This window comes from Agrobacterium sp. K11 (assembly GCF_059429395.1).
Genome location: NZ_JCAHRB010000004.1, coordinates 77271 through 103615, shown reverse-complemented (window position 1 = coordinate 103615; position 26345 = coordinate 77271). Strand labels below are relative to the sequence as shown.

Here is a 26345-nt window from a genome sequence, read left to right as displayed (position 1 = left end):
CCGTGTTTTATTGCCGCATTCTGATAGTGTGATTCATCTTTCGTTCTTTTTCTGTTGCGCACGGTGCTCGAATCCTGCGATGAGGGCGCATGTTATTTTCACCGCAACAGGACGAAGCGCTCAAGGCTGTTTCCCGCTGGCTGAAGGAAGGCCGGACGCCGGTTTTTCGGTTGTTCGGTTATGCCGGAACCGGCAAGACGACGCTTGCCAAACATTTCGCGGAAAATGTTGATGGTGAAGTGCTGTTTGCGGCCTTCACCGGCAAGGCGGCGCAGGTGCTGCGCTCGCGCGGGGCGACCAATGCCCGCACCATCCATTCGCTGATCTACCGCCCGCGCGGCGAAGAGACCGTGGAAGACGAGGAGACGGGCAAGACCTCGGTCGCGCCAATGTTTTCCATCAACCGCCAGAGCCCGCTCGCCAAGGCGGCACTCATCATCATCGATGAATGTTCGATGGTGGATGAGCAGCTCGGCAAGGATCTGATGAGCTTCGGCACGCCGATTCTCGTGCTCGGCGATCCCGGACAGTTGCCGCCGGTTTCAGGCGGTGGCTTCTTCACGGAGCAGGAGCCTGATTACCTGCTCTCCGAAATCCATCGGCAGGCCAAGGACAATCCCATCATCCACCTTGCCATGGATGTGCGGGAAGGCCGCGAGATCATGCGTGGCGATTACGGTGCCGCGCAGGTGATTTCCAAGTCCGAGGTGACACAGTCGCTCGTGCTCGATGCCGATCAGGTGCTCGTCGGCACAAATCGCACGCGCCGTCGTTATAACCAGCGGCTTCGCGAGCTGAAGGGATTTACGGCCGATTATCCGCAATCCGGCGACAAGCTGGTTTGCTTGAGGAACGATCCGGCCAAGGGCCTGCTGAACGGCTCTCTCTGGCAGGTCATGAGTTCGTCGCGCGAGACGGTGAAACCCGGCATCAACCTCATGATCCGGCCTGAAGACGACGATATGGATCGCGGCGCGGCCAAGATCAAATTGCTGAAGGCGGCTTTCGAGGATGTGGAAACGGAAATTCCGTGGACCACCCGCAAGCGTTATGACGAGTTCGATTTCGGCTATGCTCTGACCGTGCATAAGGCGCAGGGTTCGCAGTGGAACAATGTGGTTCTCTTTGACGAGAGCTATGCCTTCCGCGATTCGCGCGAGCGGTGGCTTTACACCGCCATCACCCGCGCCGCAGAAACACTCACAATCGTTCGCTGAGATAGAGCATTTCCGGTGAATAGCGGGACACCTTCAATGCTCCATTTCTTTTGTCTGCGCATTGTCCGGACGGAAAACCGCTGTGTAGTTTTCGTGGAAATGCTTTGTTAGGCGCGGATGACACCGAGCAGAACCGCTTTGGCGACCGCCTGAAAGCGGTTGCTGGCACTGAACTTGCCGATGATCTTCGCCTCCAGTTCGTTGAGGTCGTTACCTGAAAGGCCGAGAGCGCGCGCGAGCCTTACCGGGGCGTACCCCTCCGCCATCAGTTCCAGGCATTTTCGCTCGTTGTCTGTCAGCGCGATATCCTTGCCCGGTGCCCGCTCAGCCGCGTCGAGGCCATCAGCATCGTTATCGGTGGCGAGCAGTTCCTCGATCTGCTGGGCCTGGCGCTGAAGCGTGGAGCGTTCCGCGGTCAGTTCTCTTTTTCGCTGCCGCAGCGCGGAGTGGAATATCTCGTCCGCTTCTTCCTGCGAGAGAGAGCGGGCAAGTTTTTCCATGATGTCTGTAATGGCTGCGACGGAAATGCCGACTTCGCGACAGACATTTATCACCGCCATGCGTTGCACGTTGCGATGGGAATAAACCCGCATCTGGCCGATGCGTTTTGAGGTCAGCAGCGCCTTTTCTTCGTAAAAATGCAGGGTCCGGTGCGTTACGCCGAAAATGTTGGCCATGTCGGCGATGGGAACCGGTTCGGCGGGCAGGGAGGAGGGCAGGCTTATATCCGGTAAAAAGCTGCTGATCCTTAGATTGGGTTTGTCCTCGTCGCCGTGTTCAAACGGCATCCTGCCATTCTGCATCGTTTCCCCCTTCGCGCGTTTTGACAGTGTGCCTGCTTTTTATGGCATTCGTTACTTGTTCCCCACCGCAGATCTGTCTTCTGATCAAGACATTTTGCCGATGCTGCATGAGAACCGTAACCTGTATTGCCTGCTTTCGTTCCCGTATCCTTAAAAAATTTTATCGGCCTCCTTGCGGTCGGCGTCAACCTGCGTGAAACAGGATGTCAATTCCGAACCGGAGCCTCGATGTCATGCCCGCAAAACTTTCCGTCAATCTGAACGCAATTGCCATGCTGCGCAACCGTCGCGATCTCCCATGGCCGGATGTCGCGCATTTCGGGCATATTGCACTTGCTGCGGGTGCTAGCGGGCTGACTGTACACCCTCGGCCGGACCAGCGCCATATCCGCTTTTCGGACCTGCCGGTGCTGCGTGCGCTCATCGATGACAGTTTCCCAAGCGCGGAATTCAACATCGAAGGTTATCCGACCGAGGATTTTCTCGTTCTGTGCGAACAGACACAGCCTGAGCAGGTGACGCTGGTGCCCGACGATCCGTCGCAGGCGACATCAGACCATGGCTGGGATTTCCGCAAGCACGCGGTTTTCCTGAGAGAAGCCGTTGGGCGCCTCAAGGCCGGCGGTATGCGGGTTTCGCTTTTTGCCGATGGTGACGGCGAGCGCGAAGCGGTGGAGCTGGCGGCTGAGACGGGTGCTGCCCGCATCGAGCTCTATACCGGTCCCTATGGCGGCTGTTTTGACGATCCGCAAAAGGGTGACGCGCTTCTGGAAAAACTCGGACAGACGGCGGATTACGCCGCAGCGCTCGGGCTTGCCGTCAATGCCGGGCACGACCTGACTGTAGCAAACCTGCCCAAGCTTATGAAACGCATACCTTATCTTGCAGAGGTCTCCATCGGTCACGGGTTGACGGCGGATGCGCTGGAATATGGCATGGCTGAAACAGTCCGGCGTTTTTGTCGCGCCTGCGGTCAGGCTATTTCATAACCAAAGTCAATTTTTTTGCCTATAATCTGCTTGCGCATGCTCCGTGCGCGAGCTTTTAAAGGCAGAGACACATGCAAGAACATCACGTTGTCGTCGTGGGTGGAGGCTTCGGCGGCTTACAAATGGTACACGGGCTGGAGGGGGCCCCTGTCCGCATCACATTGATTGACCGCCGCAACCATCATCTATTTCAGCCATTGCTTTATCAGGTTGCGACGACGGCTCTTGCGACATCCGAAATCGCCTGGCCGATCCGCCATCTTTACCGCGACCGCAAGGAAGTGACGACGCTGCTTGCGGAAGTGAACGGCGTAGACCGTGACGCGCGCACCGTGCATCTGAGTTCCGGTCAGGTCATCGGCTTCGATACGCTGGTGCTGGCCACCGGCGCCCGTCATGCCTATTTCGGCCGTGACGAATGGGAGCGTGCCGCTCCCGGCCTCAAGACGCTCGAGGATGCAACGACGATCCGCCGCCGCCTGCTTCTGGCTTTCGAGCGCGCGGAACTTGCCACCAGCGAAGAGGAACGGCAGGCGCAGCTGACCTTCGTCATCATCGGGGCAGGCCCGACGGGTGTGGAAATGGCGGGCATGATCGCCGAGCTTGCCCACAAGGCGCTGCCGCCGGAATTCCGCAATGTGGATACCAGAAAGAGCCGCGTGCTGCTTGTCGAGGCAGGTCCGCGCGTTCTGCCGGTTTTTACGGACGATCTTTCGGCCTATGCCAAGCAGGCGCTTGAAAAGCTCGGCGTCGAGGTTCTGCTCGGCACACCGGTGACGGCCTGCACCGATGAGGGTGTGACGGTGGGTGAGACCTTTTATCCGTGCCGCACGGTGGTCTGGGCCGCCGGCGTGCAGGCGTCTCCCGCTGCAAAGTGGCTGAATGCTGCTGCCGACAGGGCGGGACGCGCTATCGTCGGGCCGCATCTCAATCTGGAAGACGACCCCAATATCTTCGTCATCGGCGATACGGCCGCCGTCAATCAGGAAAACGGCAAACCGGTGCCGGGCATTGCACCTGCAGCCAAGCAGCAGGGCGCCCATGTGGCAAAGGTCATCAAGGCGCGGCTATCCGGAGAGCCGGAGCCCGCGCCGTTCCGCTACAGCCATCAGGGTAATCTGGCGACCATCGGCAAACGCGCGGCGGTGATCGATTTCGGCAGGTTCAAGCTCAAGGGCGTGCTTGCTTGGTGGATCTGGGGGCTTGCCCACATCTACTTCCTGATCGGAACGCGCTCGCGGCTGGCCGTGGCGTGGAGCTGGCTGTGGATTTACCTCAGCGGCCAGCACAGCGCGCGGCTTATCACCCAGAAAGAGACGTTGAAGGACGAGGCCTGAGGGCAGGGCGGGTAAAGGAAAGCGCGGGAAGCATTGGCTTCCCGCGCTCGCATTTACGGTCAGTGCGCCAAACCATTCCTCCGTCACGCCGTATTAAGTCCGGGGTGACGGAGTGCGGATGTGGCGAGCTTGTGCCAATCCAAGGCTCAAGCGTCGAGCGATGCCATGTCGATGACGAAGCGGTAGCGAACGTCGCTCTTCAGCACGCGCTCATAGGCTTCGTTGACATCCTGGATGTTGATCGTTTCGATCTCCGAGACGATGTCATGCTCACCGCAGAAATCCAGCATTTCCTGGGTTTCCTTGATCGAGCCGATCATCGAGCCGGAGAGGCTCTTCGCACCGATGATGAGCGAGAAGGCGTGGACCGGGATCGCATGTTCCGGTGCGCCGACCACGACCATGCTGCCCTTGGGCTTCAGGAGGCCGAGATAGGCGTTCCAGTCGATTGCGACACCTGCCGTGCAGATGATCAGGTCGAAGGTGCCGGCCAGCTTTTCGAAGGTCGAGGCGTCGCTGGTGGCGTAATATTCCTTCGCGCCGAGCTTCAGTCCGTCTTCCTTCTTCGACAGGGTCTGGGAAAGAACTGTGACATCCGCGCCCATGGCAGCGCCGAGCTTGACGCCCATGTGGCCAAGACCACCCATGCCGACGATTGCGACCTTCTGACCGGGACCGGCGTTCCAGCGGCGCAGCGGCGAGTAGAGCGTGATGCCTGCGCATAGAAGCGGCGCGGAAGCGTCGAGCGGCAGGTTGTCCGGGATCGACAGGACATAACCTTCCTTGACGACGATCGAGTCGGAATAACCGCCATGGGTGGCTGTCTTCGTATTCGGATCGACATCGTTATAGGTCTGGACGAGGCCGGGCATGTAGTGTTCGTTGTCGAGGTCGCGGGTGGCGCAACCGACGCAGGAATCGACGAAGCAGCCAACGCCGACATGATCGCCGACCTTGAATTTCGTGACCTTGGAGCCAACGGCTTTCACGACACCGGCAATCTCATGGCCGGGAACGATCGGGAAGACGGCATTCTTCCATTCGTTGCGGACGGTGTGGATGTCCGAGTGGCAGATGCCGGCATATTTGATATCGATGACAACGTCGTCATCGTTAGGCTCGCGGCGTTCGAAGGTGAACGGGGTAAGCGGCTTCGACGCATCGGTCGCAGCATAACCTCTTGCAATGGCCATCTGAATATCCTTTCGGGAGTTGGGGACGGCGGAATATGCAATGGATGGGTGCCGGGGCGTTAGAGCGATCCTCCGAGCTTCTTGCACGATCCTGCAAAAAATTGCGGTGGGCTATTTGCGGAAACTGGCCCGGCTTTCTAGATAATGCAAACAGACACGCTGCTTCCTTCCCTAAAGGGTTTCCCAGATGACCATGCCGTTCAATCTCTATCAGGAGATCGCCTCCATCGCCGCACGGCATGCCACCCGCGATGGCGAGGTCCAGACGGCAATCGAAACCCTCGGCATCAGCCGGCGGTCCACACCCAGCGCGCCGTGCCACGGCAGCTATCGTCCCTGTTTGGCAATGGTGATCCAGGGGTCGAAAAGCGTGCAGCTGGGAACGGACACCATCAATTACGGGGCCGGCGACTATCTTCTGACCTCGCTCGACCTGCCGGTTGCCTGGCGTGTGGTGGAAGCGAGCGAGGAAGTACCGCATTTTTGCATCGGGCTTGCGATCGACAGCGAAAAGCTGCTCGACCTTATGAGCCGCATGCCGATCGAGCGCCCTCAGGAGCCGGTAAGCGGCCAGCGCGGCATCGTGGTGAACGCCGCCACACCGGAGCTGCTTGATGCGGCCATCAGGCTGATGCGCCTGCTTGACCGCCCGGCGGATATTGCGGCCATGGCGCCGCTGATCGAGCAGGAAATCCTCTATCGAATCCTGACGGGACCAGCGGGTGGGCAGCTGATGAACATCGTCGCTGCCGGAAGCCATGGCAATCGGATCGCCCGCGCCATCTCCTGGCTGCGCGAGAATTTCGCGCGCCAGCTGCGTATCGAGGAACTTGCGGAGCATATCGGCATGAGCGTGTCGTCTTTCCATCACCATTTCAAGACGATCACGGCCATGACCCCCATTCAGTACCAGAAGCAGTTGCGGCTGCATGAGGCGCGCCGGCTGATGCTGCTGGAGCGCCTGGATGCAGGCACGGCCGGCCATCGCGTCGGTTACCAGAGCCCTTCGCAGTTCAGCCGGGAATACAGCCGCTTTTACGGGATGTCGCCCTCACGCGACATCGACGCCTCGCGTGAGATAAGCGCGGCCGGATAAAGCGGCATTATGGTGCGGCGCATCCTGCTGCCGCATCGCGTCAATTCGTACATCACTGTGAAGAAAGCGCTTGACGGGCAAGCTGCCTCCGCTTAAATGGCGCTCGAACCGTACCGTACGGTACATTAATCGAGCCTCTGGAGTGGAAATAAGTGGCCTCCGACCCGATCACAGCGCAGGAATTTTCGCCGCGCCAGAACGCCGTTCTGGATCAGGCATTGCGTCTTCTGGTCGAGGGTGGCGAGAAAGCGCTGACGACCTCCGGTCTTGCGCGTGCGGCCAACTGTTCCAAGGAAAGCCTCTACAAATGGTTTGGCGACCGGGACGGCCTGCTGGCTGCGATGATCACCTTCCAGCAGAGCAAGGTTCGCACTTTCGAGAAGGCGGGCGATCGCGTGTCTGCGCCGCAGCTTGCCGATCATCTCGAGGTTTTCGCACATGATCTGCTTGATGTGCTGGCGGGCGATGTGTCGCTGGCGCTCAACCGTCTGGCGATAGGGCAGGCGAGCCGTGATGGTTCCAAGCTTGGCGATCTTCTTCTGGAACGTGGCCGTCGCCAGATCGACCGCCGCGCCCGCGGGTTGATCGAGGCGGGTCGCCGTTCGGGTTACCTGCGTTTCGATGACGCCGAAGAGGCGTATCGCAGTTTTTACGGCCTCATCGTTTCGGATCTGCATGTGCGCATGCTGCTGGGCGAGGCGCCTGACAAGGATTTTTCCGCCCGGGCAAAGAAGGCGGTGGTCGCCTTTCTAACACTCTACGGCACGGAAAAGGTACATTCGGAACTGGGCGGCAAGGTCGCCTGAGGTTCCGGTTCACACAGAGACAAGCATTAGGGAAGGACCATAAAATGCGCGTTTATTATGATCGTGATGCGGATCTCAATCTCATCAAGTCCAAGAATGTCGTCATCGTCGGCTACGGTTCCCAAGGCCGCGCCCATGCGCTGAACCTCAAGGATTCCGGCGCCAAGAACGTCGTCATTGCTCTGAAGGCCGGTTCGCCGACCGTCAAGAAGGCGGAAGCCGACGGCTTCAAGGTCATGACCGTTGCCGAAGCCGCCAAGTGGGGCGACCTTTTGATGATGGCGACGCCTGACGAATTGCAGGCCGACATCTACAAGGCCGACATTGCCGGCAACATCCGTGACGGTGCGGCGATTGCTTTCGCACACGGCCTCAACGTTCACTTCGGCCTCATCGAGCCGAAGGCTTCGCTCGACGTCGTCATGATCGCACCGAAGGGCCCCGGCCACACGGTTCGCGGCGAATACCAGAAGGGCGGCGGCGTGCCCTGCCTCGTTGCCGTTCACCAGAACGCTTCCGGCAACGCACTTGAACTCGCTCTCTCCTACGCCTGCGGCGTTGGCGGTGGCCGTTCTGGCATCATCGAAACCAACTTCAAGGAAGAGTGCGAAACCGACCTCTTCGGCGAACAGGTCGTTCTGTGCGGCGGTCTCGTAGAACTCATCCGCGCCGGTTTCGAAACCCTGGTCGAAGCCGGTTACGCACCGGAAATGGCCTATTTCGAATGCCTGCACGAAGTGAAGCTGATCGTTGACCTGATCTATGAAGGCGGCATCGCCAACATGAACTACTCGATCTCCAACACGGCCGAGTGGGGCGAATACGTGACCGGTCCTCGCATCATCACCGCTGACACCAAGGCTGAAATGAAGCGCGTTCTTCACGACATCCAGACCGGCAAGTTCACGACCGAGTGGATGCAGGAATGGAAGGCCGGCGGCGCACGCTTCAAGGGCATCCGTCGCAACAACGACGCCCACCAGATCGAAGAAGTCGGCGCAAAGCTGCGCGGCATGATGCCCTGGATCGGCAAGAACAAGCTGGTTGACAAGGCCGTCAACTAAACTTCATTGCTTGACAGAATATTGGAAGGCCGGGGCGGGAGCTCCGGCCTTTCTGCATTGGGCCTGGCTAGGATCACACGATGGCGTCGGCTTCCTCGATAATGACCGATACGGGAAAGTGATCGGAGAAACCACCGAGATTGACGTTTTTGACTGCATCGCCTTTCGACAGGCCGAAGCGGATCGGCCCCTCATTCTTGCTGTGGCTGACCATGGCGGCAATGGCTTCAATTTTCGCGGTTTCCTCGCGCACCGCGAAGCCGCTGCTCCCGTTCAGAAGCGATCTTGAGACGAGGATCTGGTCGAAGATATTGGCGTCGCCGTTGAAATAGAGCGTGCCATAGATCGTTCTTGCCGAACCGACTGAATCCACTACCTGCTGGCGCAGGTAGTTCCAGGTGAGATTGTAGAACATAGCCGATTGCGAGCTTTCGACATCGTCGCGCTCGCGGGTGGAATTGGCGTGATAGCGCAGCGATGCATCGGAAGGGTCGTCGTTGAAATCGCCGAAGGCGACGACGGCGATGTCGTTTCCTTTTTCTTCCCTGATCCGCTGGTGCCAGTAGCCAAGCGTCTCACCGGCGGTCATGCGAAAACCGGCGCTTTCCACCGCGCCGCCGGAGCGCGACGGCCAGTGATTGGAAAGGGCGATAAGCTGGCGTCCGCCCTTGGTGATGAAGGTGCATTGGGTAATGTCGCGGGTACCGGTGCGGCGCATCACGAAATGGCTGAAAATCTCGGTTTCGTTGATCAGTAGCTTCTTGCTGTCATAGATGAAGGCCGTATCGATGCCGCGCTGGTCCTTGCTGGAATCTGCATGCACCACACGGTAGGCGCGCTCAGGCATGAGGTCGTTCAGATGTTCCGCAAGCGTCTCCAGAACGAAACGGTTCTCGACTTCGCACACGCCGAGAAGATCCGGCCCGGCGCCGCCGATCTGCCTTATGATCAAACCGAGTTGCCTGAGCTTGGTCTTGAACAGATCTTCGGTCCAGCCTTTCAGATCGTTCTTCAGCCGCTCGGCAATCCAAGGTTCGCGCGCCGGATACCCTTCCGGCGCAAACAGGTTTTCGACATTCCAGAACGCCAGGACATATTGGGTCATGATACCTCACACCTCCGGTTGGTTTTACAAAACCTAGTGGAAGTTTTTGCCACAACAACTTGAAATTGTCATGACGGGTTTAGCACGCGACCCAATTTGCCGTTCGATCTTATTTGCCCGGCGGGATGACGCCCTTCGTCAGCAGGAAGCAACCGTAAAAACGGGTCTCGCCTGTTGTGATGACGCAATATGCTTTTTTGGCCTGTTCATAGAAGGCGAAGCGTTCGATACCATACATGGGGGCGGATTTTCCCTCCGCCGCGTCTATTTCCTTCTGCACTTCGACCTGTACGGGTTCCAGCTGGTCCGGCGCGCCCATCACTTCCATGCGTCCGACCGAAGGCTGCAGCGGCGTGTCGAGTGGCAGCACCGAGAGGATCGCCTGCATGGCGCGGGCGGCGGAAATGTTGTCCATGCGCAGCACCTTGCCGACCGTTGTCTGGCGAGCCACCGAATCGGAAGGGAAGTTGGTGTCGGAAATCACCAGCGTATCGCCGTGACCCATGGCGCGTAGGGCGTGAAGAACATCGGCATTCAGCGCCGGGTCGATATTTTTCAGCATGTCGTCAAACTCCCATGATGCTTTCGCCGTGTCGCGGCGCGTGGCCGCAATCCAGCCGGAAAACCTTGCCGCGTCAATCGCAAACGGAAGATTGTGAAGCTTTGCGCAAGGGTGTATTTGGCTTTGTCCGCCAAAGGCGGGCCCAAATGCGGGTAACATGCAGGGAGGCAGAAATAATTCGAAAAACTGATAAGTCAGTATTGCTGACGTATCGACATTTCTGTAAAGATGCACGCATAAAAACGACACAAGAGGAAACGTACCCATGCTTGATTGGGAACAAATTTTCGCCACGCGCTCTTCGCGCATGAAAGCGTCTGAAATCCGCGAGCTGCTGAAGCTGCTCGAGCAGCCCGATATCATTTCCTTTGCCGGTGGCATCCCGGACCCGGCTCTTTTCCCCGCAGAGGAGTTTCAGCAGGCTTATGCGGAAATTTTTTCGGGTTCGCAGGTTAACTCGGCGCTGCAATATTCGGTGAGCGAAGGTTACAAGCCGCTGCGCGAATGGCTGGCGGGCGAAATGGCCGAGATCGGCATTGAATGCACTGCCGACAACGTCTTCATCGTTTCCGGTTCGCAGCAGGGTCTCGACTACCTCGGCAAGCTGTTCCTGTCGCCGAAGGATACCGCGCTGGTAACCTGGCCGACCTATCTCGGCGCACTTTCCGCCTTCAATGCCTATGAGCCGAATTACGACCAGCTCAATCCCGGCGGTAACCGCACGCCCGAAGCTTACCGCGAAACCGCGGCAAAGCTCGGCGGCGCGGTGAAGTTCGCTTATCTCTCTGCCGATTTCTCCAATCCGACCGGGGAAACCGTTGATCTTGCCGGTCGCGAAAAGGTTCTGGCGCTGGCCGACGAGCTGGATATCGCCGTCATCGAAGACGCCGCCTATCAGTCACTGCGTTATGATGGTGAAGCGGTTCCGCCGATCATGGCGCTGGATATTGCCCGCTCGGGCGGCATCGAGAACACCCGCACCATCTATTGCGGCAGCTTCTCCAAGACGCTCGCACCCGGCCTTCGCGTCGGTTACATCGTTGCGTCTGCGCCTGTTATCCGCAAGCTGGTGCTGATGAAGCAGGCCGCAGACCTGCATTCCTCGACGATCAACCAGATCGCCATCGAACGTGTCGCTTCGCGCGGCTTCGACAAACAGGTCGCCAAGATCAAGGCTGCCTACAGCGCCCGCCGCGATGCGATGCTGGCTGCGCTCGACAAATACATGCCGAAGGGCACGCGCTGGACCAAGCCGGAAGGCGGCATGTTCATCTGGGTCACCCTGCCGGAAGGCATGGATGGTGCCGCACTGCTGGCAAAATCCATCGCAACGGAGAAGGTCGCCTTCGTTCCGGGTCGCGCCTTCTTTGCGGATGGCTCGGGCACGAACACGCTGCGCATCAGCTTCTCCTGCGCCAATGAGGCGATGATCGAGGAAGGCATGAAGCGGCTTGGCCGGTTGATCGCGACGGCGCAGGCGGAGACGACCGAAGTGGTTCCGGCGATTTGAGGGTTGCGAGGTTTTCGGCAGCGACGGGGAGGCGGCTTACCCCCCTCTGTCCTGCCGGACATCTCCCCCACAGGTGGGGAGATCGACCCGTGGTGAGGTTTCGCCCATCTCAACGTTCGAAAATTAAGTGACGAAAGAGCGTCTTGCCGATCTCCCTCCTTGTGGGGGAGATGCCCGGCAGGGCAGAGGGGGGTAGGCCCCGGTCTCCACCTTGGCCACCGAGATCACCCCCCCCTAAAATCCTGCCTGTCACATACATGTTATGCAATCATGTTTTAGCGGTCCCACGAAACAACAGGGACTGGACCTATGAAAACGCTGCTTTCCGCTTTTACCGCCATCGTATCGCTCGGCTTCATCGCCACCGCTGCCAATGCTGCCGACCTGGTGCTTTATACCAGCCAGCCGAACGAGGACGCGCAGGCGACCGTTGATGGTTTCAAGGCCGCCAATCCCGGTATCGAAGTCGAATGGGTGCGTGACGGAACGCCGAAGATCATGGCCAAGCTGATGGCTGAGATCAGCGCCGGCAATCCGGTTGCCGACGTGCTCTTGATCGCCGACACCGTCACACTCGAGCGCATGAAGCAGGCTGGCCAGCTTATGGCCCACAAGTCCCCGGAAGCGAAGAACATCGACGCCTCGCTCTACGATGCGGACGGCTATTATTATTCCACCAAGCTCATCACCACCGGCATCATGTATAACACTGCCGCTGCGATGAAGCCGACGAGCTGGAAGGATCTTGCCAAGGCGGAAGCCAAGGGTCTCGTGACCATGCCGAGCCCGCTGACCTCTGGTGCGGCGCTGATCCACGCGCAGACGCTGGCCGCTGCCAACGGCCTCGGCTGGGACTATTACAAGCAGCTGAAGGCCAATGAAGCCATTTCCGGCGGCGGTAACGGCGCGGTGCTGAAGTCGGTTGCATCAGGTGAGAAGGCTTACGGCGTTGTCGTCGACTACATGCCGATCCGCGAAAAGGCGAAGGGCGCCCCGGTGGAGTTCGTCTTCCCGGAAGAGGGCGTTTCGGCCGTGACCGAACCGGTCGCGATCCTCAAGGGTACCAAGCATGAGGAAGCCGCTAAGAAGTTCGTCGACTACGTGCTTTCGGAAAAAGGCCAGCAGGGCTTCGTCAAGCTCGGTTACATCCCCGCGCGCGCTGACGCTGGCATGCCGGAAGGTTTCCCCGCCCGCGACAAGCTCAAGGTCCTGCCGCTGAACGCCGCGGACGCGCTGAAGAATTCCGAGCAGGATCTGAAGACCTTCTCCGATATTTTCGGCTCCAAGGGCTGATATAGCGGCATGTCCCGATCAAGTGCCTATGGAAACAGCCAGCCGCGCTGGCTGTTTCCTTTTGTGGTGAGCGTCGTTTTTGCGCTGAGCGCCCTGCCGCTCGGGCGGCTCGCCTATGCCGGCATTGTTTCGTCACTCAATGGTGACATATGGCGATTGCTGGCTGATCCCGCCCTTTGGGATGCGGCGCTGAACACGCTCTCGACCTCGTTTTTCGGCATGCTGATTTCACTCATGATCGGCGGGGGCTTCGCGCTGGCGCTGACGCTCTGCGACATACGCGGCAAGTCGATCTTAAGCTTCCTCTTCATGCTGCCTATGATGATCCCGCCGCAGGTGACGGCGCTGTCGTGGATCGGCATGACCGGCCCGTCGAGCACGCTTTTAAAGGCCATCGGCCTTGCGCCGCCCATGGGCTCGCCGCAGCCGCTCTATTCCATTGCCGGTATCGCGCTTTTGCTCGGCGTGCAGCATGCGCCGCTTGTCTATCTGTCGCTGCGCGCTGGTTTGCTGGCCTTGCCGCAGGATGGCATCGAGGCGGCCAAGCTTTCCGGTGCTTTGCCTCGCCGCGTGCTGTTCGATATCATCCTGCCGCTTTCGACGCCGGGATTGATCGCCGGGGCGGCGATCTCGTTCGTATCGAATGTCGGTAATTTCGGTATTCCGGCGATCCTCGGTATTCCGGCCTCGATCTTCACCCTGCCGACGCTGATCTACGGCCGCTTCGCCAGTTTTGGTGCGAGCACCTTCGGCGATATCGCCATTCTCTCGACCATGATCGCCATCATCTCCGTGGCCGGTCTTGCGCTGCAAGAGCGGGCAATGAAGGGCAGGGACTATCGCATCATCGGTCTTTCCGGCAAGGCCGCGACTTTCAAGCTGTCGCGCTGGCGTGTAGTTGCTGAGCTTGTCCTTTGGCTCGTGCTGTTCTTCATGCTGGTTGCACCACTTGCTGCGCTGGTGGCAAGCTCGCTTGCCCCCGCCTATGGCGTGCCGCTCAGTCTCAAGACCGCTACGATGCACGCCTATGAGGAGCTGCTCTACCGGCAGAGCGTAACCCGAACAGCCTTCCGCAACTCGCTGTTTCTGGCGACGGTCACATCCCTTTGCCTGCTTGCGGTGACGGTGTTGACCGCCTATTTCCTGGTGCGCGGCAAAAGCCGCTTCATGTTCCTGCTGTCGGCGCTGGTGGATATTCCCTATGCGCTGCCGGGTGTGGTGATTTCCGTATCCTTCGTCCTGTTGTTCGCGGCCCCCATTCCGCTGCTCGGCATCACGCTTTACGGCACGATCTGGATCATTCTGCTCGCCTATTTTTCCTCATTTTTCGCCGTCAGCCTCAAACCGATGGTCAGCGCCTTCCTGCAATTCGATCCGTCGCTGGAAGAGGCGGCAAGGCTTTCGGGCGCCGGTTTCTGGCGGCGGTTGAAGGACATCATCCTGCCGCTGGTCGGGCCTGCGGCTGGCGCTTCCGTCATCCTCGTTTTCCTGATCGCCTGCAATGAGCTGACGGTTTCGGCGCTCCTTTGGTCCGCCGGCACGCAGACGCTCGGTGTGCTCATCTATAACCTCGATGACAGCGGCAGCTTCGATCTTGCCTCCGCACTTTCGGTGCTTGTCGTCATCATGGTGATTTTCCTCATGCTGCTGCTCGAAATTCTGGGGCGCTATCTGCCGAAAGGAGTGGTCCCTTGGCGAAACTGATCCTCAATCGTCTGACGAAAAGCTTTGGGGCCGGGTCGAAACCCGCCGTTGACGACGTCTCGCTCACGGTGCGTGAGGGAGGTTTCCTCGCGTTGCTTGGGCCTTCCGGCTGCGGCAAGACGACGGTGTTGCGCATGATCGCCGGTTTCGAGCAACCGACTGATGGCTCCATCCTGCTCGGCGAGCGGGTGCTGGCCGATGCAGGCAGCATGGTGCCGCCGGAGCGGCGCAACATGGCGATGGTGTTCCAGTCCTATGCGCTCTGGCCGCACATGTCGGTTGCTGACAATGCCGGCTATCCCCTGAAAGTTCGCGGAATTTCCGGAGAGAAATATCGCGAGAAGGTGGCCCAAGCGCTGGCAGCCGTACGCCTTGAAGGCTTTGCGGACCGCCGTCCCGCCGAGCTTTCCGGTGGCCAGCGGCAGCGCGTCGCTTTGGCCCGCTGCCTCGTCACCGAACCCGATGTGGTGCTGCTCGACGAGCCACTCGCCAATCTCGACCGGCATTTGCGGCAGGAGATGGAGGAGACCTTTCGCGAGTTCCACATCCGCTCCGGCGCGACGATGATCTATGTCACCCACGATCAGGCGGAAGCCATGGCGCTGGCAACCGATGTCGCCGTCATGTCTCATGGCAAGCTGCTTCAGGTCGCGCCGCCCGCCGAGCTTTATGCACGACCCGAGGGGCGTCTTGTCGGCTCGCTGGTGGGGCAGGGCGCCATTCTCTCCGTGCCGATGCCGGAAGGTTCTTCGCGGGATGTTGACTGGGACGCGCTCCGCACAGCAATGGATAACGGTGGGCAATTACCATGGGCGGATATTCTCGTGCGGCCGCAGGACGTGGTGCGGGATGCGGATGGAATCACCTGCACCGTGACCTCGGTTCTCTACGAGGGCGAGCGTTATGCCCTGCGTCTCGACCTGCCGGACGGGCAGGCGCTTCGGGCTTATTCTCGAGAATCGGTTGCGGTCGGTGACCAGCTGCCGGTTGCGATTCGTGCGGCGTGGCGTCTTTAGCATTTGCTTGCTCCCTCATCCCTGGGCTCGTCACAGGAATGAGGGTGGGGAATATCCCCGCACATAAAATCCGACATCGTGAATAGGGAATCTGATCGACGCGACTGGCCACTGGCGAGACCGAACGGGAGCGGCTAAGCTTCCATTCCAGCAACAGGAATGAAACATGTCGCTTCGGCTCGCCACCTTCAATATCGAAAATCTTCTCACTCGTTTCGACTTTACCGGTTTTCGCAACCAGACGCGGCGCGACAGGGCGATCCAGCTTTTCGATATCAGGGACGAGGCGACCTATCAGGCGCTGGAAAGTGCGCGGGCAGTCTCTTCCACAGACGATACGCGGCAACTTTCGGCGCTGGCCATTGCGGATGCGGATGCCGACATTCTCTGCCTGCAGGAAGTCGACAACATGGCGGCCCTGCAGGCTTTCGAATATGGCTATCTCTACCGCATGGTCGGCAACGGCTATCTGCAGAAATATCTGGTCGAGGGCAATGACAGCCGCGGCATCGATGTCGCGGTCGTCATGCGCGAGCAGACCCGAGACGGCGACAAGATCGAGGTCATCGACATCAAGAGCCACGCCGCGCTAACCTACCGCAATCTCGATCTCTTCAATCCCGCACTTGCCGCGACCAACCAGATAGACGACAAGATTTTCAAACGCGATTGTCTGGAAATCGATCTGAGGATCGGCGGCAAACCGCTGACGCTTTACGTCACGCATTTCAAATCCATGACCAATGCCCGTGACGCCATAGATGCCCGACTCGCCACCATGCCGATTCGCGAGGCGGAAGCCATGGCCGTTCGCCGCATCATCGAGAACCGCTGGGGCGCAAACAATACCCGCAACAAGAATTTTGCCATCTGCGGCGACATGAATGATTATCAGGAACGCATTTCGATTTCCGGCGACCGGCGCAACGGCTACAGCTTTACGCCGGTGGAAGAGGAGCGGAGCGCGCTCGATATCTTCACGGCGGATGATTTTGTGACCAATCCGATGTCGCGCCGTGACGTCATGGATCGCTGGACGCTCTATCATTCGCGCGGGCCACAGGAACAGCATCTCTGCCAGCTCGATTATATCTGGCTTTCCCCGCATCTCGGGCAGATCAATGCGACAAGGGTTCCCGAAATCATCCGCGCTGGCCAGCCTTACAGGACGGTCTTTCCGCCGGGGCAGGAGGTGGATCGTTATCCTCGCACCGGCTGGGACCGCCCCAAGGCTTCTGACCATTGCCCTGTCGTTATGACGCTCGATCTGATCTGATCTACCGCTCCGGGCCGCCTAGCCGTTGGCAACCTTGGGGAAGTAGGTCGCCCATACCCGGTTGCGGCCCGCACGCTTGGCCTCATAAAGCCGGTCGTCGGCAATTGCGATCAGCTCGTCCCAGCTGTTGATCGCCCGTGCCTCCTGCCAGACCACGCCGAAACTTGCCGTCAGTGACAGCCCGCTTTGTTCATCAATGATCTGGGCTTCAATCAGCCGGCGCAGGCGGTCGGCGGTGGCGGTCGCCGTCGCGTGGCTGACATCCTGCAACACGACCACGAATTCCTCGCCGCCATAGCGCGCCAGAATATCGTTTTTACGGAGGGCGGCTCTTAAAAGAGTCGCTGTCTTCTGTAGCGCGAGGTCGCCCATGGCATGGCCATAGCGGTCGTTGATGGATTTGAAGTGGTCGATGTCGACAATCATCACGCCAAGCGCCTGCAACTGCTCCTCGCCGCTCAATATGGCACGAACGGTCTTTTCCAGCGCACGGCGATTGGACACACCGGTCAAGGCATCTGTTTCTGAAAGCGTGCGTAATTGTTCGGCCAGCGCAGACTGCTGCTTTTCCATTTCTTCCTTCTGGCGAAGCTGCTCGCGCAGGAAATCCAGTTCCTTGAACATTTTCTTCACTTCCGGAGCAGCCTTGTCCTGATACAGGGCTCCTGAAAGATCGCCAGCGGCGATTGCGGCGATCTGCGTCTGGACGGATTGCATGGGGCGGAACAGTGCCGTTCTGTAAACCGATGCAAGCCGCAGCAATACCAGAACCGCGATGAGAGCGAGGAGGAGAGACGTTCCACCATAGATCAACGCCTGTTCCTTGTTCCTTTCTATCCTTGCCCGTGTTTCGGCGAGAATAAGGTCGCGCAATGTGCTCGAGGAACGCATGCCCTTGATGTAGTTTTCGGAGAATTCGCGAACGCTTGGCTGCGCGGACGGCACCACCATCGCAATCGTATTCTGGGCATAGGGAAGCGCCTGGCCGAAATAGAAGATTTCAATATCGCGAAACGCTGCATCGACGCGTGGTGTGGACAGGTAAGCGGCGGTGTAGTTCGTCAGCGACGATTTCAGCAGTGTGAGGCTCTGTATTTCCGTGTCGAATTTGGCGCGGAGGCTCAGCTTGTCCTGCCTGTTCGCCCGCAGGCTCATGACCACGTAGGAACCGAGGCGACCGATCCGGTCCCGCATCACTCCGGCAGTGCCGGTCATGGCGATGTCGATCGCCACATTGGGCGTTACCTTGATGATCGCGCGGGCGGTCTTGCCACGCAGCATGTTGACGCTGTCCGCCGCCTTGAACATCGCAAAAATTGCGTTGGACATTGCCGTGTAGCTGCGCGCGGATTCCGGAAGTGCAGCAACCTGATCGACCGCTTCTCGGGATTGCGCCAGTTTTCGGCGTGTATCGACCAGCGATTTTGCCAATTCTGGCTGCGCCCTGATTTCCGCTGCAAAAGAGTTTTCGAGTTCCACCAGCTTGTCGTCCGTCGCCTTGCGCGCTGCGGCAAGCTCCTGGACCAGTTTTGCATCGGGGGAAGACGCGCCCATCAAATTATTGGCAGGACCACGCTCGGCCGATACCAGCCATGCGGACTGGAGGGCCGTTTCGAAGCGGCTGAGTTGCTGCGCATTGGTCCGGTAGCGTAAGTAACTGGAAACGCTCGGCAGGGCGGCAAGGGTTGCCAACAAGATGGAACTTACCGCTATGACGATCGTACCGGTTAGTTGGATTTTCTGTATGCTTGCGCGCATGCGATGCGTTATTCCCGGTGGGATGGTTATGAATTATCGCCATTTTAGCTACATCGCGTAAATACTTCGCTTATTTTGCAGGCCTTTTGCCGCGACCTGGTGATTGAAACCCACAGGTACGGTGTGGAAAAGAGGTCTCCCAACGGCGCGCAATCAATTTTTGCTTTACACGAAGTGAGAATCTGATAGTTGGCAAGGCACTGGATTGCCCTTGTAGCTCAGTTGGTAGAGCACCTGATTTGTAATCAGGGGGTCACGAGTTCGAACCTTGTCGGGGGCACCAGTATTTTCAATGTCTTGGCCATTTCCCCGCTATTATTCCTGCATTCGCATAACGCCTATGGCTTGATGTGATATAGCTTGTGCACGATTGCCCAGTTGCCGTCGCGCTCCAGCAAGGACAAGTATTCGCTAAAATCCATTCCGTCGAAACTCGTCGTCAGCTTCACGGACGCGCTGTCGCCTTCCTTGTCGATGCCGAGGATTTCGAAGACGGGGTCGTGATCGGGCAGGCCGCGTTCGCTTTTCCGTATCTGCTCGGCAAAGTCCTCCAGTGAGAGCCATTCCGTTTCACCCTGAAACGTCCCGACGATGCTGGCGCGCGGATCGAAAACATCACGCATCAGGCCCTCATCCGCATAGGCCATGGCGTGCACATAATCCGTCACTGTCTGGGTAATGGTTTGCGGCATCGGATCGTCCCTCCCTTCAGATCCAAAAGCCAAGCTTACACCCGTTGGAGCCGTTCCACCATAAGCACCGTAAAACCTGCGGGTTGCACGGTTTTCCGCATGGGTAGACAGCTTGGCCGGGCGTGTTTTGCCATGACTTTCCACAATTTTGTCCCGCCCGTGATTATAGTCGCCATGGGTCCGACAAATTTGAGGATCAAGGGCTTTTGCGCCGGCGCGGGGGTGCCGCGCGGGCGGAATTCGCTTATGATCTGTGCGCGAGCCGCACGGGGGTGGCGTATGGCATGCGGTAACAGTTTGCGTTTGAAGGTGTTTTAGTGATCGATCCCTATGTTTTGCTTGGCGTGGAGCGTGATGCCGACGAGGCGGCGATCAAGTCCGCTTACCGGAAGGTGGCGAAAGCCGCCCATCCCGACAGCGGGGGCGATACCGACCAATTCGCACGCCTGCAAACCGCTTACGAGCTTTTGAAGGATCCGGTGCGCCGCAAGGTGTTCGACGATACCGGTTACGATCCGCAGCTTGCCGACGCCAAGGACCTCAAAGGCCTGCTGATGCTGGAAACTCTGGTCAACGAATTCATTCTGGATGAGCGCGAGCCCGGCAGCTTCGACCCAGTGGCCGCCATGCGCCGCAAGCTGACCGACGATATCCTGAAAAGCCGCTTTCACATTCTGGAACTGGAGCGTCACCGCACGCGGGTGCGCAAACATATGGACCGGCTGGGCAGAAAGCCGGAGACCGATGTTTTGAGTTCCATGTTGCGTGCGCGCAGCCAGTCCATCGCCGAAGCCATCCGCAATGCGGAAGCGCAGATAGAGGCGATCGAGCAGGCCTATACGATGCTGGAAGGCTATTCCTACGAGCTGGAAAGCATATCGCTCTCCGAACCGCTGCTGAAAGGCGAGGCGGCGGAATAGCCGTTTCCCCCTGGAGTTCTCAGGGACCGTTGACGAGCGCCAGAATGAGCTGATGCACGCGGCCGCCGGGGGAAAGCTCGTCCCGGTCGAAATCGCGTCCGCGCTGGCGCTGCTCGTTGGATAGCTCACCAAGCCGCTGTTGCAGGACAACGCGCACTTTCTGGCATTTCGGATCGTTTTCCGCTCTCAGACCGGTGCTGAATGCCTCGATCTTCTGCACCATGTCGAGAATGTGCTCGCCGTGAACGCGCTCATGGGTTTCCACACCGGAAATGAAGGTTTTCCAGCTGGCGGCGACCGCGGGCGGCAATCTGGCCGGCGCTTTCGGCCAGGTATAGATGATTGTGAGATTGGGCTTGGCGGTGGCCAGTACGCAGGCACCGTCCGGTTGCGGACGATAATCGCGCCGCCATGTCAGCTTGAAGGTGGTGTGGGCGATGGCCTGCACACCGGCGGTCGGGCCGCGCTCGCCTATGGACTGGTAAAGCGCTCCACCCGTATCACCGCTGATCGCATAGGTTTTTATCTGCTCGGCTGGTTTCCAGCCGGCTGACTGTGCTGATAGCGGAAGGGTGCTCAGCAATATCGCCACAGCGCTGATGGTGAGGGAAGAGAGAGTTTTGGCGGGCACGCATCGATCCTTGGTGTCTTGCGCGCCAAAGATAGGCGAGAGCTGGGCTGCTAGGCAAGCGCCGTGAGAGAGGGATTGTCGGATACTGCGCCGAAATTCCACACACGAAAAACCCCCGCGACGGATCGCGGGGGTCAAGCTTGCGACTGCAGGGGAATCAGTCGTCCAGCTTGTCGTAGTCGAGCTTCGGTGCGTTCTGCAGCGCTTCCTTGGTGGTATCGACATAGGCCTTCCAGGTGCCGTTGTCGTTGTGGACTGCAACCGAGGCCGGGTCGAGCACCACATAGCTCTTATCGATGCCGAGGAAACCGCCGACGCTGGCAACGAGGCCGATCACCGATTTGCCATCACCGATGACGACGTCCTCGATTTCGCCGATGTTTTCGTTCTGGGCGTTATAGATATCCAGACCGTCGAGCTGGGAGGCGGTGAGGTCGGTTTTCTGAACATTGACGAACTTCAGCGGGCCGTTAGCCTTGGTGCCCATGGTGATGCCGGGACCGGACAAAGTCGCATCGGCGCCAACAGCAGGCGCAGTCGCAGCCGTCTGGGCAAAAGCCACGGAAGAGGAGAGGGCTGCTGCGGCAGCGAGAGCGATGACGTTGATTTTCATGATGTTTCTTCCCTTTGTATGCTGAACGTTTCGTTCGGGGAAGAAACGGTGAAGGTCGGATTTGGTTCCGCGTGGGAGCGCAGGAAATTTTGGTTTATGCTGGTAGCGGGAGCACTGGCACGCCAAATCCGGAGGACGTTATGGCAAAAAACACTGACAGCAAGGAAGCGGAGGAGAATGCACCGTCGGTTCTCATCGATCGAAAGATCGCGGAGCTTGGCGACTGGCGTGGCGAGACGCTTGCGCGCATCCGGGCGCTGATAAGGAAGGCCGATCCGGAGGTGACGGAGGAGGTTAAATGGCGCGGCGTGCCCGTCTGGGAGCATGTCGGTATCATCTGCACGGGCGAAACCTACAAGACAGCCGTGAAGACGACGTTTGCGAAGGGCGCATCGCTTGAAGACCCGGCCGGCCTGTTCAATTCGAGCCTTGAGGGCAATACGCGGCGCGCCATCGACTTTCACGAGGGAGATGAGATCGACGAGGAGGCACTGGTGGCGCTGATCCGCGCGGCGGTGGCGTTAAATGTGGCGGGGAAGGCTGGAAAGAAACGCACGGGGAATAAGGCTGGGTAATCGAGTAGGCGGTCAATCTTTCGCAACGTCCGTTGCCTTGTCCCATTCCCCATCGATGAACTTCAGCGCGTCGATAATTGACACCTTCCACACTGACCAGACGTGATCACCGTCGGTCACTCGTAATTCGGATTTGCGATTGTCGGCCTGAAGCGTTTCGTGCAGGGCGATGGCGCCGCGCCAGAGGAAGAAGCCGTCGTCGTCGCCAACTGTCAGATAGGTGGCGGGCAAGTCTTGGCTTTCGGCGACGTGCTGTGCAACAAGGGTGAAGACGTTCTTCTCATTGAAAGGTCTGGCATCGAAGGGCGTGCCGAAGGCGCCGGAGAAGTGATCGCCGGTGGAGGGCAGCACGATGCCGCTGGTGACGGTGGTGCGGTCGACGCGGTGGAAGAAGGCGCTGTCCTGAATGAGCTTGAGTTCCGCGGGCGTTTTGTCGAGATCGGAGGCGGGCACGTTCTGCCAGATCGCGCCGGACAGGCTGGCGACTGCGCCATAGAGGTCTTCGTGGCCATAAGCCAGATGCAATGCGCCGAAACCGCCCATGGACAGCCCGGCGATGGCACGCCCTTCGCGATCTTTTCGCACCGGCAGCGTTTTTTCCACTTGATGGCGCAGATCGCCAGTCAGGGCCGTCTCGTAATCGCCGGGACCACCGACAGCGGCCGAATCCACGTACCAACTGTTTTAGCGCCTGGCATGACGACAACCAGCGGGCGGATGGCGCCAGCCGCAATCAGCGTGTCCAGCGTCTTTTTGATATTGCCGAGGTCTCGCCAGCTGTTCTGGTCACCATCATGGCCGTGCAGGAGATAAAGCACCGGCCAGCCGTTTTCCGGCGGCGTACCATCCGGTCGGTAGATGTTGACGGGCAGCGGTGCGTTCAGGGCGGCGCTGTGGAAGGTGGCGTACTCAATCTGCCCGGCAAGGACTGGGCTTGAGAAAAAGACGAGGCATAAGGCCGCCAGATTTTTTCGATGCATGCGGTGTCTATCCAGATTGCGCCGTTGCGCGTCAGCGACCGGGACGCCCCGTCTTCCCCTTCGTCCGGCTTTTGCGCTTCTGTTCGCCGGCGTCTTCATAGGAACCCGCTCCGATCTTGCCGCGCACGAGGGGGCGGGGATCGTCCTTGTTTCGCTCAGGCTGGCCTTCCATGAGCGGTGAGAAACGTTTGCCGGTTTCTGTCTCGGGTTTGCCGGGAACTTCGCCACGCACCGGCTTCTCGGTGCGGCCAACGGTCATCTCGTCCAGCGTGTTCCTGCGGAACAGCGGCTTGCCCGTGTCCGAGCCGGGACCCATTTCGTCCAGCGAAGGTTTGGCGAAGAGAGATTTTCCACTTTCGTTTGCGGAAGCGGCAACGTCCTCTGTCCCGCCGGATATATCTTCCGCAAGAGGGGAGATCGACCCGTTGCGGGCGCTCGTTTCTTTTTTCTTGCTTCTGCCGCCACCCTCAAGCGATTTCGCCTCTTCCTTCGCCATCGGGTCGTCCATGACGGCGAGTTCGGTGGCCTTGAGGCGCTTGATTTCGTCTCGCAGGCGGGCGGCTTTTTCGAAGTCCAGATCGGCTGCGGCATCGCGCATGGATTTTTCCAGCGCGTTGAGATGGGACTGCAGATTGTTGCCGACCAGATGGCCGCCATCGGCGAAGCCTTTGCCGGAAACGCCTGAAATATCGGCCCTTACGTGATCACGCTCATAAACTGAATCAAGAATATCGGAGATCTTCGCCTTGACCGATTCCGGCGTGATGCCGTGTTCGGCGTTATAGGCCATCTGCTTTTCGCGGCGGCGGGAGGTTTCCTCCATCGCCCGCTTCATCGAGCCGGTGATATTGTCGGCATAAAGGATGACCTTGCCGTCGACGTTACGGGCGGCGCGGCCGATGGTCTGGATCAGCGAAGTTTCCGAACGCAGGAAGCCTTCCTTGTCGGCATCGAGGATCGCGACGAAACCGCATTCGGGAATATCGAGGCCTTCGCGCAGAAGGTTGATACCGACAAGCACGTCGAACGCACCAAGGCGCAGGTCGCGGATGATCTCGATGCGTTCCAGCGTGTCGATATCCGAGTGCATGTAACGCACGCGAACGCCCTGTTCGTGCAGATATTCGGTCAGGTCTTCAGCCATGCGCTTCGTCAGCACGGTGCAGAGCGTGCGGTAACCCTTAGCGGCGGTCTCGCGAATTTCGCCGAGAACATCGTCCACCTGGCTGCGGGCGGAGCGCACCTCGACCGGCGGATCGATGAGTCCTGTCGGGCGGATGACCTGTTCGGCGAAGACGCCGCCGGCCTGTTCCATTTCCCACGAGCCGGGGGTGGCCGAAACTGCGACCGTCAGCGGCCGCATCGCATCCCATTCCTCAAAGCGCAACGGGCGGTTATCCATGCAGGAGGGAAGGCGGAAGCCATATTCGGCCAGCGTCGCCTTGCGCCTGAAGTCGCCGCGATACATGCCACCGATCTGGCTAACCGAGACGTGGCTTTCGTCAATAAAAAGCAGCGCATTATCAGGGATATATTCAAACAGCGTCGGCGGCGGCTCACCGGGATTGCGGCCGGTTAGATAACGCGAATAGTTTTCGATACCGGCGCAGGAGCCGGTCGCCTCCAGCATTTCGATGTCGTAACGCGTGCGCTGTTCCAGCCGCTGGGCTTCCAGCAGACGTCCCGCCTTTTCCAGCTCGGCGAGGCGGACCCTTAGCTCTTCCTTGATCGACTTGATCGCGCCGTTCAGCGTCGGGCGCGGGGTGACATAGTGCGAATTGGCGTAGATCTTGACGGATTGCAGATCGCCGGTTTTCTGGCCGGTCAGCGGGTCGAATTCGGTAATGGAATCGATTTCGTCGCCGAACATCGAGATGCGCCAGGCGGCATCCTCAAGGTGGGCGGGGAAGATTTCGATGGTATCGCCGCGCACGCGGAAGGAGCCGCGCTGGAAATCCATGTCGCGGCGCTTGTATTGCTGGGCCACAAGGTCGGCCAGAAGCTGGCGCTGGTCCAGCCGGTCGCCCACCTGCATCTGGAAGGTCATGGCTGTATAGGTTTCCACCGAGCCGATACCATAGATGCAGGAAACCGAAGCGACGATGATGCAGTCGTCGCGTTCCAGCAGCGAGCGGGTCGCGGAGTGACGCATCCGGTCGATCTGTTCGTTGATCGAGGATTCCTTCTCGATGAAGGTGTCGGAGCGCGGCACATAGGCTTCCGGCTGATAATAATCGTAATATGAGACGAAGTACTCTACCGCATTGTCGGGGAAGAAGTTCTTGAACTCGGAATAGAGCTGTGCGGCCAGCGTCTTGTTGGGCGCAAGGATGACGGCCGGGCGCTGGGTTGCCTCGATCACCTTGGCCATGGTGAAGGTTTTGCCGGAGCCGGTGACACCGAGCAGGACCTGGCTGCGCTCGCCGGAATTGATGCCTTCCACGAGATCGGCAATCGCCGTTGGCTGGTCGCCTGCCGGTTGATACTCCGAGTCCATGCGGATTGTAACGCCGCCTTCGGATTTAGGCGGACGGGCCGGCCGGTGCGGCGTCCACATCTTGCCGTCCTTGAACAGCGGATTGCCGCTCTCGATAAGCGCCGATAGCGCCTCGACGGTGGCGGTGACGGCACCCGGTGCGAGATTGGCCGCCTCCTCCAGGGAAACGTCCATGCCAGCCACTGGATTGAGACCGGCGGCGGCGCGGGTTTTTGGATCGCTCGACGCGCCGATGGAAACGCCGCGCGCTGTCTTGGAAGCCGTGGTGTTTTTAGCCGTTTTGTTGGCCGCTTTTTCCGCTTCCTTGCGCGCTTCGATCTCGATCTTCTTGCGGTGCTTGCCAGCTTTCGAGGCGACTTCGCGCTGGGTTTCCACCGAGCCGGCTTCGGCTTCCGCCTCGAGCTGCTTTACCCAATCGGCAACGCTGCCGCTGAGCGGCGCGCCTTCGAACGACGATTGCGGAGCTTCCTCGAAGCCGGAATTCGAGGGTTTGGAATTTTTGGGTGATCTGGCCATGCGCGAAATATGGAGGGAGTCACGCGCAAAGGGAAGGGGAGGCCAAGAAAAAATGAGTACAAAAAGGAAACGAAGCGCGGGGAACAAAATTTGGCCGGATACGTTGCATAGCGGCCGAATACGCTTTGATAGAAACCGGTTCCGTTTCATACGGCGGTAAGTTAAAGCAAAGACAAAAATGACGGTTGCGTT

22 protein-coding genes, 1 tRNA gene and 1 pseudogene are annotated in these 26345 nt (G+C 59.2%); 14 read left to right on the top strand and 10 right to left on the bottom strand.

Annotated elements, in window-relative coordinates; all coding sequences use genetic code 11:
- The first annotated feature begins 89 nt into the window (after positions 1–89).
- Positions 90–1217 carry an ATP-dependent DNA helicase gene (locus AC5SEO_RS10210; RefSeq protein WP_003513075.1) on the top strand — a complete coding sequence of 376 codons (1128 nt, stop codon included), beginning with the start codon at positions 90–92 and terminating at the stop codon, positions 1215–1217.
- A 107-nt stretch (positions 1218–1324) separates the two neighbouring features.
- Here AC5SEO_RS10210 and AC5SEO_RS10205 read toward each other — a convergent pair whose 3' ends face one another.
- Complete coding sequence (locus AC5SEO_RS10205; RefSeq protein WP_013636463.1) at positions 1325–2020, bottom strand: MerR family transcriptional regulator; 696 nt, start codon at positions 2018–2020, stop codon at positions 1325–1327.
- Positions 2021–2253: 233 nt separating this feature from the next.
- On the opposite strand from AC5SEO_RS10205, the gene AC5SEO_RS10200 reads away from it, so the two are divergent.
- Both AC5SEO_RS10200 and AC5SEO_RS10195 read left to right on the top strand, forming a co-directional pair.
- A complete protein-coding gene (locus AC5SEO_RS10200) occupies positions 2254–3009 on the top strand; it encodes a pyridoxine 5'-phosphate synthase (protein ID WP_003513071.1) in 756 nt (251 codons plus the stop codon).
- A 71-nt stretch (positions 3010–3080) separates the two neighbouring features.
- The gene (locus AC5SEO_RS10195) at positions 3081–4346 is read left to right on the top strand and encodes an NAD(P)/FAD-dependent oxidoreductase (protein WP_003513069.1); all 1266 of its coding nucleotides are present in this window, start codon (positions 3081–3083) and stop codon (positions 4344–4346) included.
- Positions 4347–4492: 146 nt separating this feature from the next.
- Here the strand turns inward: AC5SEO_RS10195 and AC5SEO_RS10190 are convergent, their stop codons facing one another.
- On the bottom strand, positions 4493–5539 hold the full coding sequence (locus tag AC5SEO_RS10190; RefSeq protein ID WP_003513067.1) for an NAD(P)-dependent alcohol dehydrogenase: 1047 nt from the start codon (positions 5537–5539) through the stop codon (positions 4493–4495).
- A 187-nt stretch (positions 5540–5726) separates the two neighbouring features.
- Here AC5SEO_RS10190 and AC5SEO_RS10185 point away from each other — a divergent pair, with 187 nt between their 5' ends.
- The 3 genes from AC5SEO_RS10185 (at position 5727) to ilvC (ending at position 8505) form a co-directional block, all read left to right on the top strand.
- Entirely contained in the window at positions 5727–6635 is a 909-nt protein-coding gene (locus AC5SEO_RS10185) for an AraC family transcriptional regulator (RefSeq protein ID WP_174061077.1), read from the top strand.
- A gap of 152 nt (positions 6636–6787) precedes the next feature.
- Positions 6788–7441: a TetR/AcrR family transcriptional regulator gene (locus AC5SEO_RS10180; protein WP_003513063.1), complete on the top strand. Its 654-nt coding sequence runs from the start codon at positions 6788–6790 to the stop codon at positions 7439–7441.
- Between the two features lie 44 nt (positions 7442–7485).
- Entirely contained in the window at positions 7486–8505 is a 1020-nt protein-coding gene (gene ilvC / locus AC5SEO_RS10175; protein WP_003507583.1) for a ketol-acid reductoisomerase, read from the top strand.
- Positions 8506–8578: 73 nt separating this feature from the next.
- On the opposite strand, the gene AC5SEO_RS10170 is transcribed toward ilvC, so the two are convergent.
- Both AC5SEO_RS10170 and AC5SEO_RS10165 read right to left on the bottom strand, forming a co-directional pair.
- Positions 8579–9610 carry an endonuclease/exonuclease/phosphatase family protein gene (locus AC5SEO_RS10170; RefSeq protein ID WP_013636461.1) on the bottom strand — a complete coding sequence of 344 codons (1032 nt, stop codon included), beginning with the start codon at positions 9608–9610 and terminating at the stop codon, positions 8579–8581.
- 109 nt (positions 9611–9719) lie between these two features.
- A complete protein-coding gene (locus AC5SEO_RS10165) occupies positions 9720–10172 on the bottom strand; it encodes an RbsD/FucU family protein (RefSeq protein ID WP_003513061.1) in 453 nt (150 codons plus the stop codon).
- Positions 10173–10437: 265 nt separating this feature from the next.
- Here AC5SEO_RS10165 and AC5SEO_RS10160 point away from each other — a divergent pair, with 265 nt between their 5' ends.
- The 5 genes from AC5SEO_RS10160 to AC5SEO_RS10140 all read left to right on the top strand — a co-directional run bounded on the left by AC5SEO_RS10160 (position 10438) and on the right by AC5SEO_RS10140 (position 16971).
- Positions 10438–11682 (top strand): aminotransferase-like domain-containing protein, encoded by a 1245-nt coding sequence (locus AC5SEO_RS10160; RefSeq protein WP_013636460.1) that lies wholly within the window; start codon positions 10438–10440, stop codon positions 11680–11682.
- Between the two features lie 309 nt (positions 11683–11991).
- Positions 11992–12975 (top strand): ABC transporter substrate-binding protein, encoded by a 984-nt coding sequence (locus tag AC5SEO_RS10155; RefSeq protein WP_013636459.1) that lies wholly within the window; start codon positions 11992–11994, stop codon positions 12973–12975.
- 9 nt (positions 12976–12984) lie between these two features.
- Positions 12985–14679 (top strand): ABC transporter permease, encoded by a 1695-nt coding sequence (locus AC5SEO_RS10150; RefSeq protein ID WP_174068505.1) that lies wholly within the window; start codon positions 12985–12987, stop codon positions 14677–14679.
- Positions 14667–15695 carry an ABC transporter ATP-binding protein gene (locus tag AC5SEO_RS10145; protein WP_421460057.1) on the top strand — a complete coding sequence of 343 codons (1029 nt, stop codon included), beginning with the start codon at positions 14667–14669 and terminating at the stop codon, positions 15693–15695. The genes AC5SEO_RS10150 and AC5SEO_RS10145 overlap by 13 nt, the downstream gene beginning before the upstream one ends.
- Positions 15696–15861: 166 nt before the next feature.
- Positions 15862–16971, top strand: a complete 1110-nt coding sequence (locus AC5SEO_RS10140) for an endonuclease/exonuclease/phosphatase family protein (protein WP_174068503.1) — start codon at positions 15862–15864, stop codon at positions 16969–16971.
- An 18-nt stretch (positions 16972–16989) separates the two neighbouring features.
- Here the strand turns inward: AC5SEO_RS10140 and AC5SEO_RS10135 are convergent, their stop codons facing one another.
- Positions 16990–18729: a GGDEF domain-containing protein gene (locus AC5SEO_RS10135; RefSeq protein ID WP_174068502.1), complete on the bottom strand. Its 1740-nt coding sequence runs from the start codon at positions 18727–18729 to the stop codon at positions 16990–16992.
- A gap of 207 nt (positions 18730–18936) precedes the next feature.
- On the opposite strand from AC5SEO_RS10135, the gene AC5SEO_RS10130 reads away from it, so the two are divergent.
- Positions 18937–19012, top strand: a tRNA-Thr gene (locus AC5SEO_RS10130).
- Positions 19013–19067: 55 nt separating this feature from the next.
- Here the strand turns inward: AC5SEO_RS10130 and AC5SEO_RS10125 are convergent.
- Positions 19068–19421, bottom strand: a complete 354-nt coding sequence (locus tag AC5SEO_RS10125; RefSeq protein WP_003513050.1) for a nuclear transport factor 2 family protein — start codon at positions 19419–19421, stop codon at positions 19068–19070.
- Between the two features lie 317 nt (positions 19422–19738).
- Here AC5SEO_RS10125 and AC5SEO_RS10120 point away from each other — a divergent pair, with 317 nt between their 5' ends.
- On the top strand, positions 19739–20341 hold the full coding sequence (locus AC5SEO_RS10120; protein ID WP_003513049.1) for a J domain-containing protein: 603 nt from the start codon (positions 19739–19741) through the stop codon (positions 20339–20341).
- 19 nt (positions 20342–20360) lie between these two features.
- On the opposite strand, the gene AC5SEO_RS10115 is transcribed toward AC5SEO_RS10120, so the two are convergent.
- Both AC5SEO_RS10115 and AC5SEO_RS10110 read right to left on the bottom strand, forming a co-directional pair.
- Positions 20361–20972 carry a DUF922 domain-containing Zn-dependent protease gene (locus AC5SEO_RS10115; protein WP_038491490.1) on the bottom strand — a complete coding sequence of 204 codons (612 nt, stop codon included), beginning with the start codon at positions 20970–20972 and terminating at the stop codon, positions 20361–20363.
- 157 nt (positions 20973–21129) lie between these two features.
- A complete protein-coding gene (locus AC5SEO_RS10110; RefSeq protein WP_003513045.1) occupies positions 21130–21585 on the bottom strand; it encodes a PRC-barrel domain-containing protein in 456 nt (151 codons plus the stop codon).
- A 140-nt stretch (positions 21586–21725) separates the two neighbouring features.
- Here AC5SEO_RS10110 and AC5SEO_RS10105 point away from each other — a divergent pair, with 140 nt between their 5' ends.
- Positions 21726–22160: a DUF1801 domain-containing protein gene (locus AC5SEO_RS10105; RefSeq protein WP_174068501.1), complete on the top strand. Its 435-nt coding sequence runs from the start codon at positions 21726–21728 to the stop codon at positions 22158–22160.
- Between the two features lie 12 nt (positions 22161–22172).
- Here the strand turns inward: AC5SEO_RS10105 and AC5SEO_RS10100 are convergent.
- Together AC5SEO_RS10100 and uvrB are read right to left on the bottom strand one after the other, a co-directional pair.
- Positions 22173–23140 (bottom strand): annotated as a pseudogene (locus AC5SEO_RS10100) (alpha/beta hydrolase).
- 31 nt (positions 23141–23171) lie between these two features.
- Positions 23172–26153: an excinuclease ABC subunit UvrB gene (gene uvrB / locus AC5SEO_RS10095; RefSeq protein WP_174068499.1), complete on the bottom strand. Its 2982-nt coding sequence runs from the start codon at positions 26151–26153 to the stop codon at positions 23172–23174.
- Positions 26154–26345 lie beyond the last annotated feature (192 nt).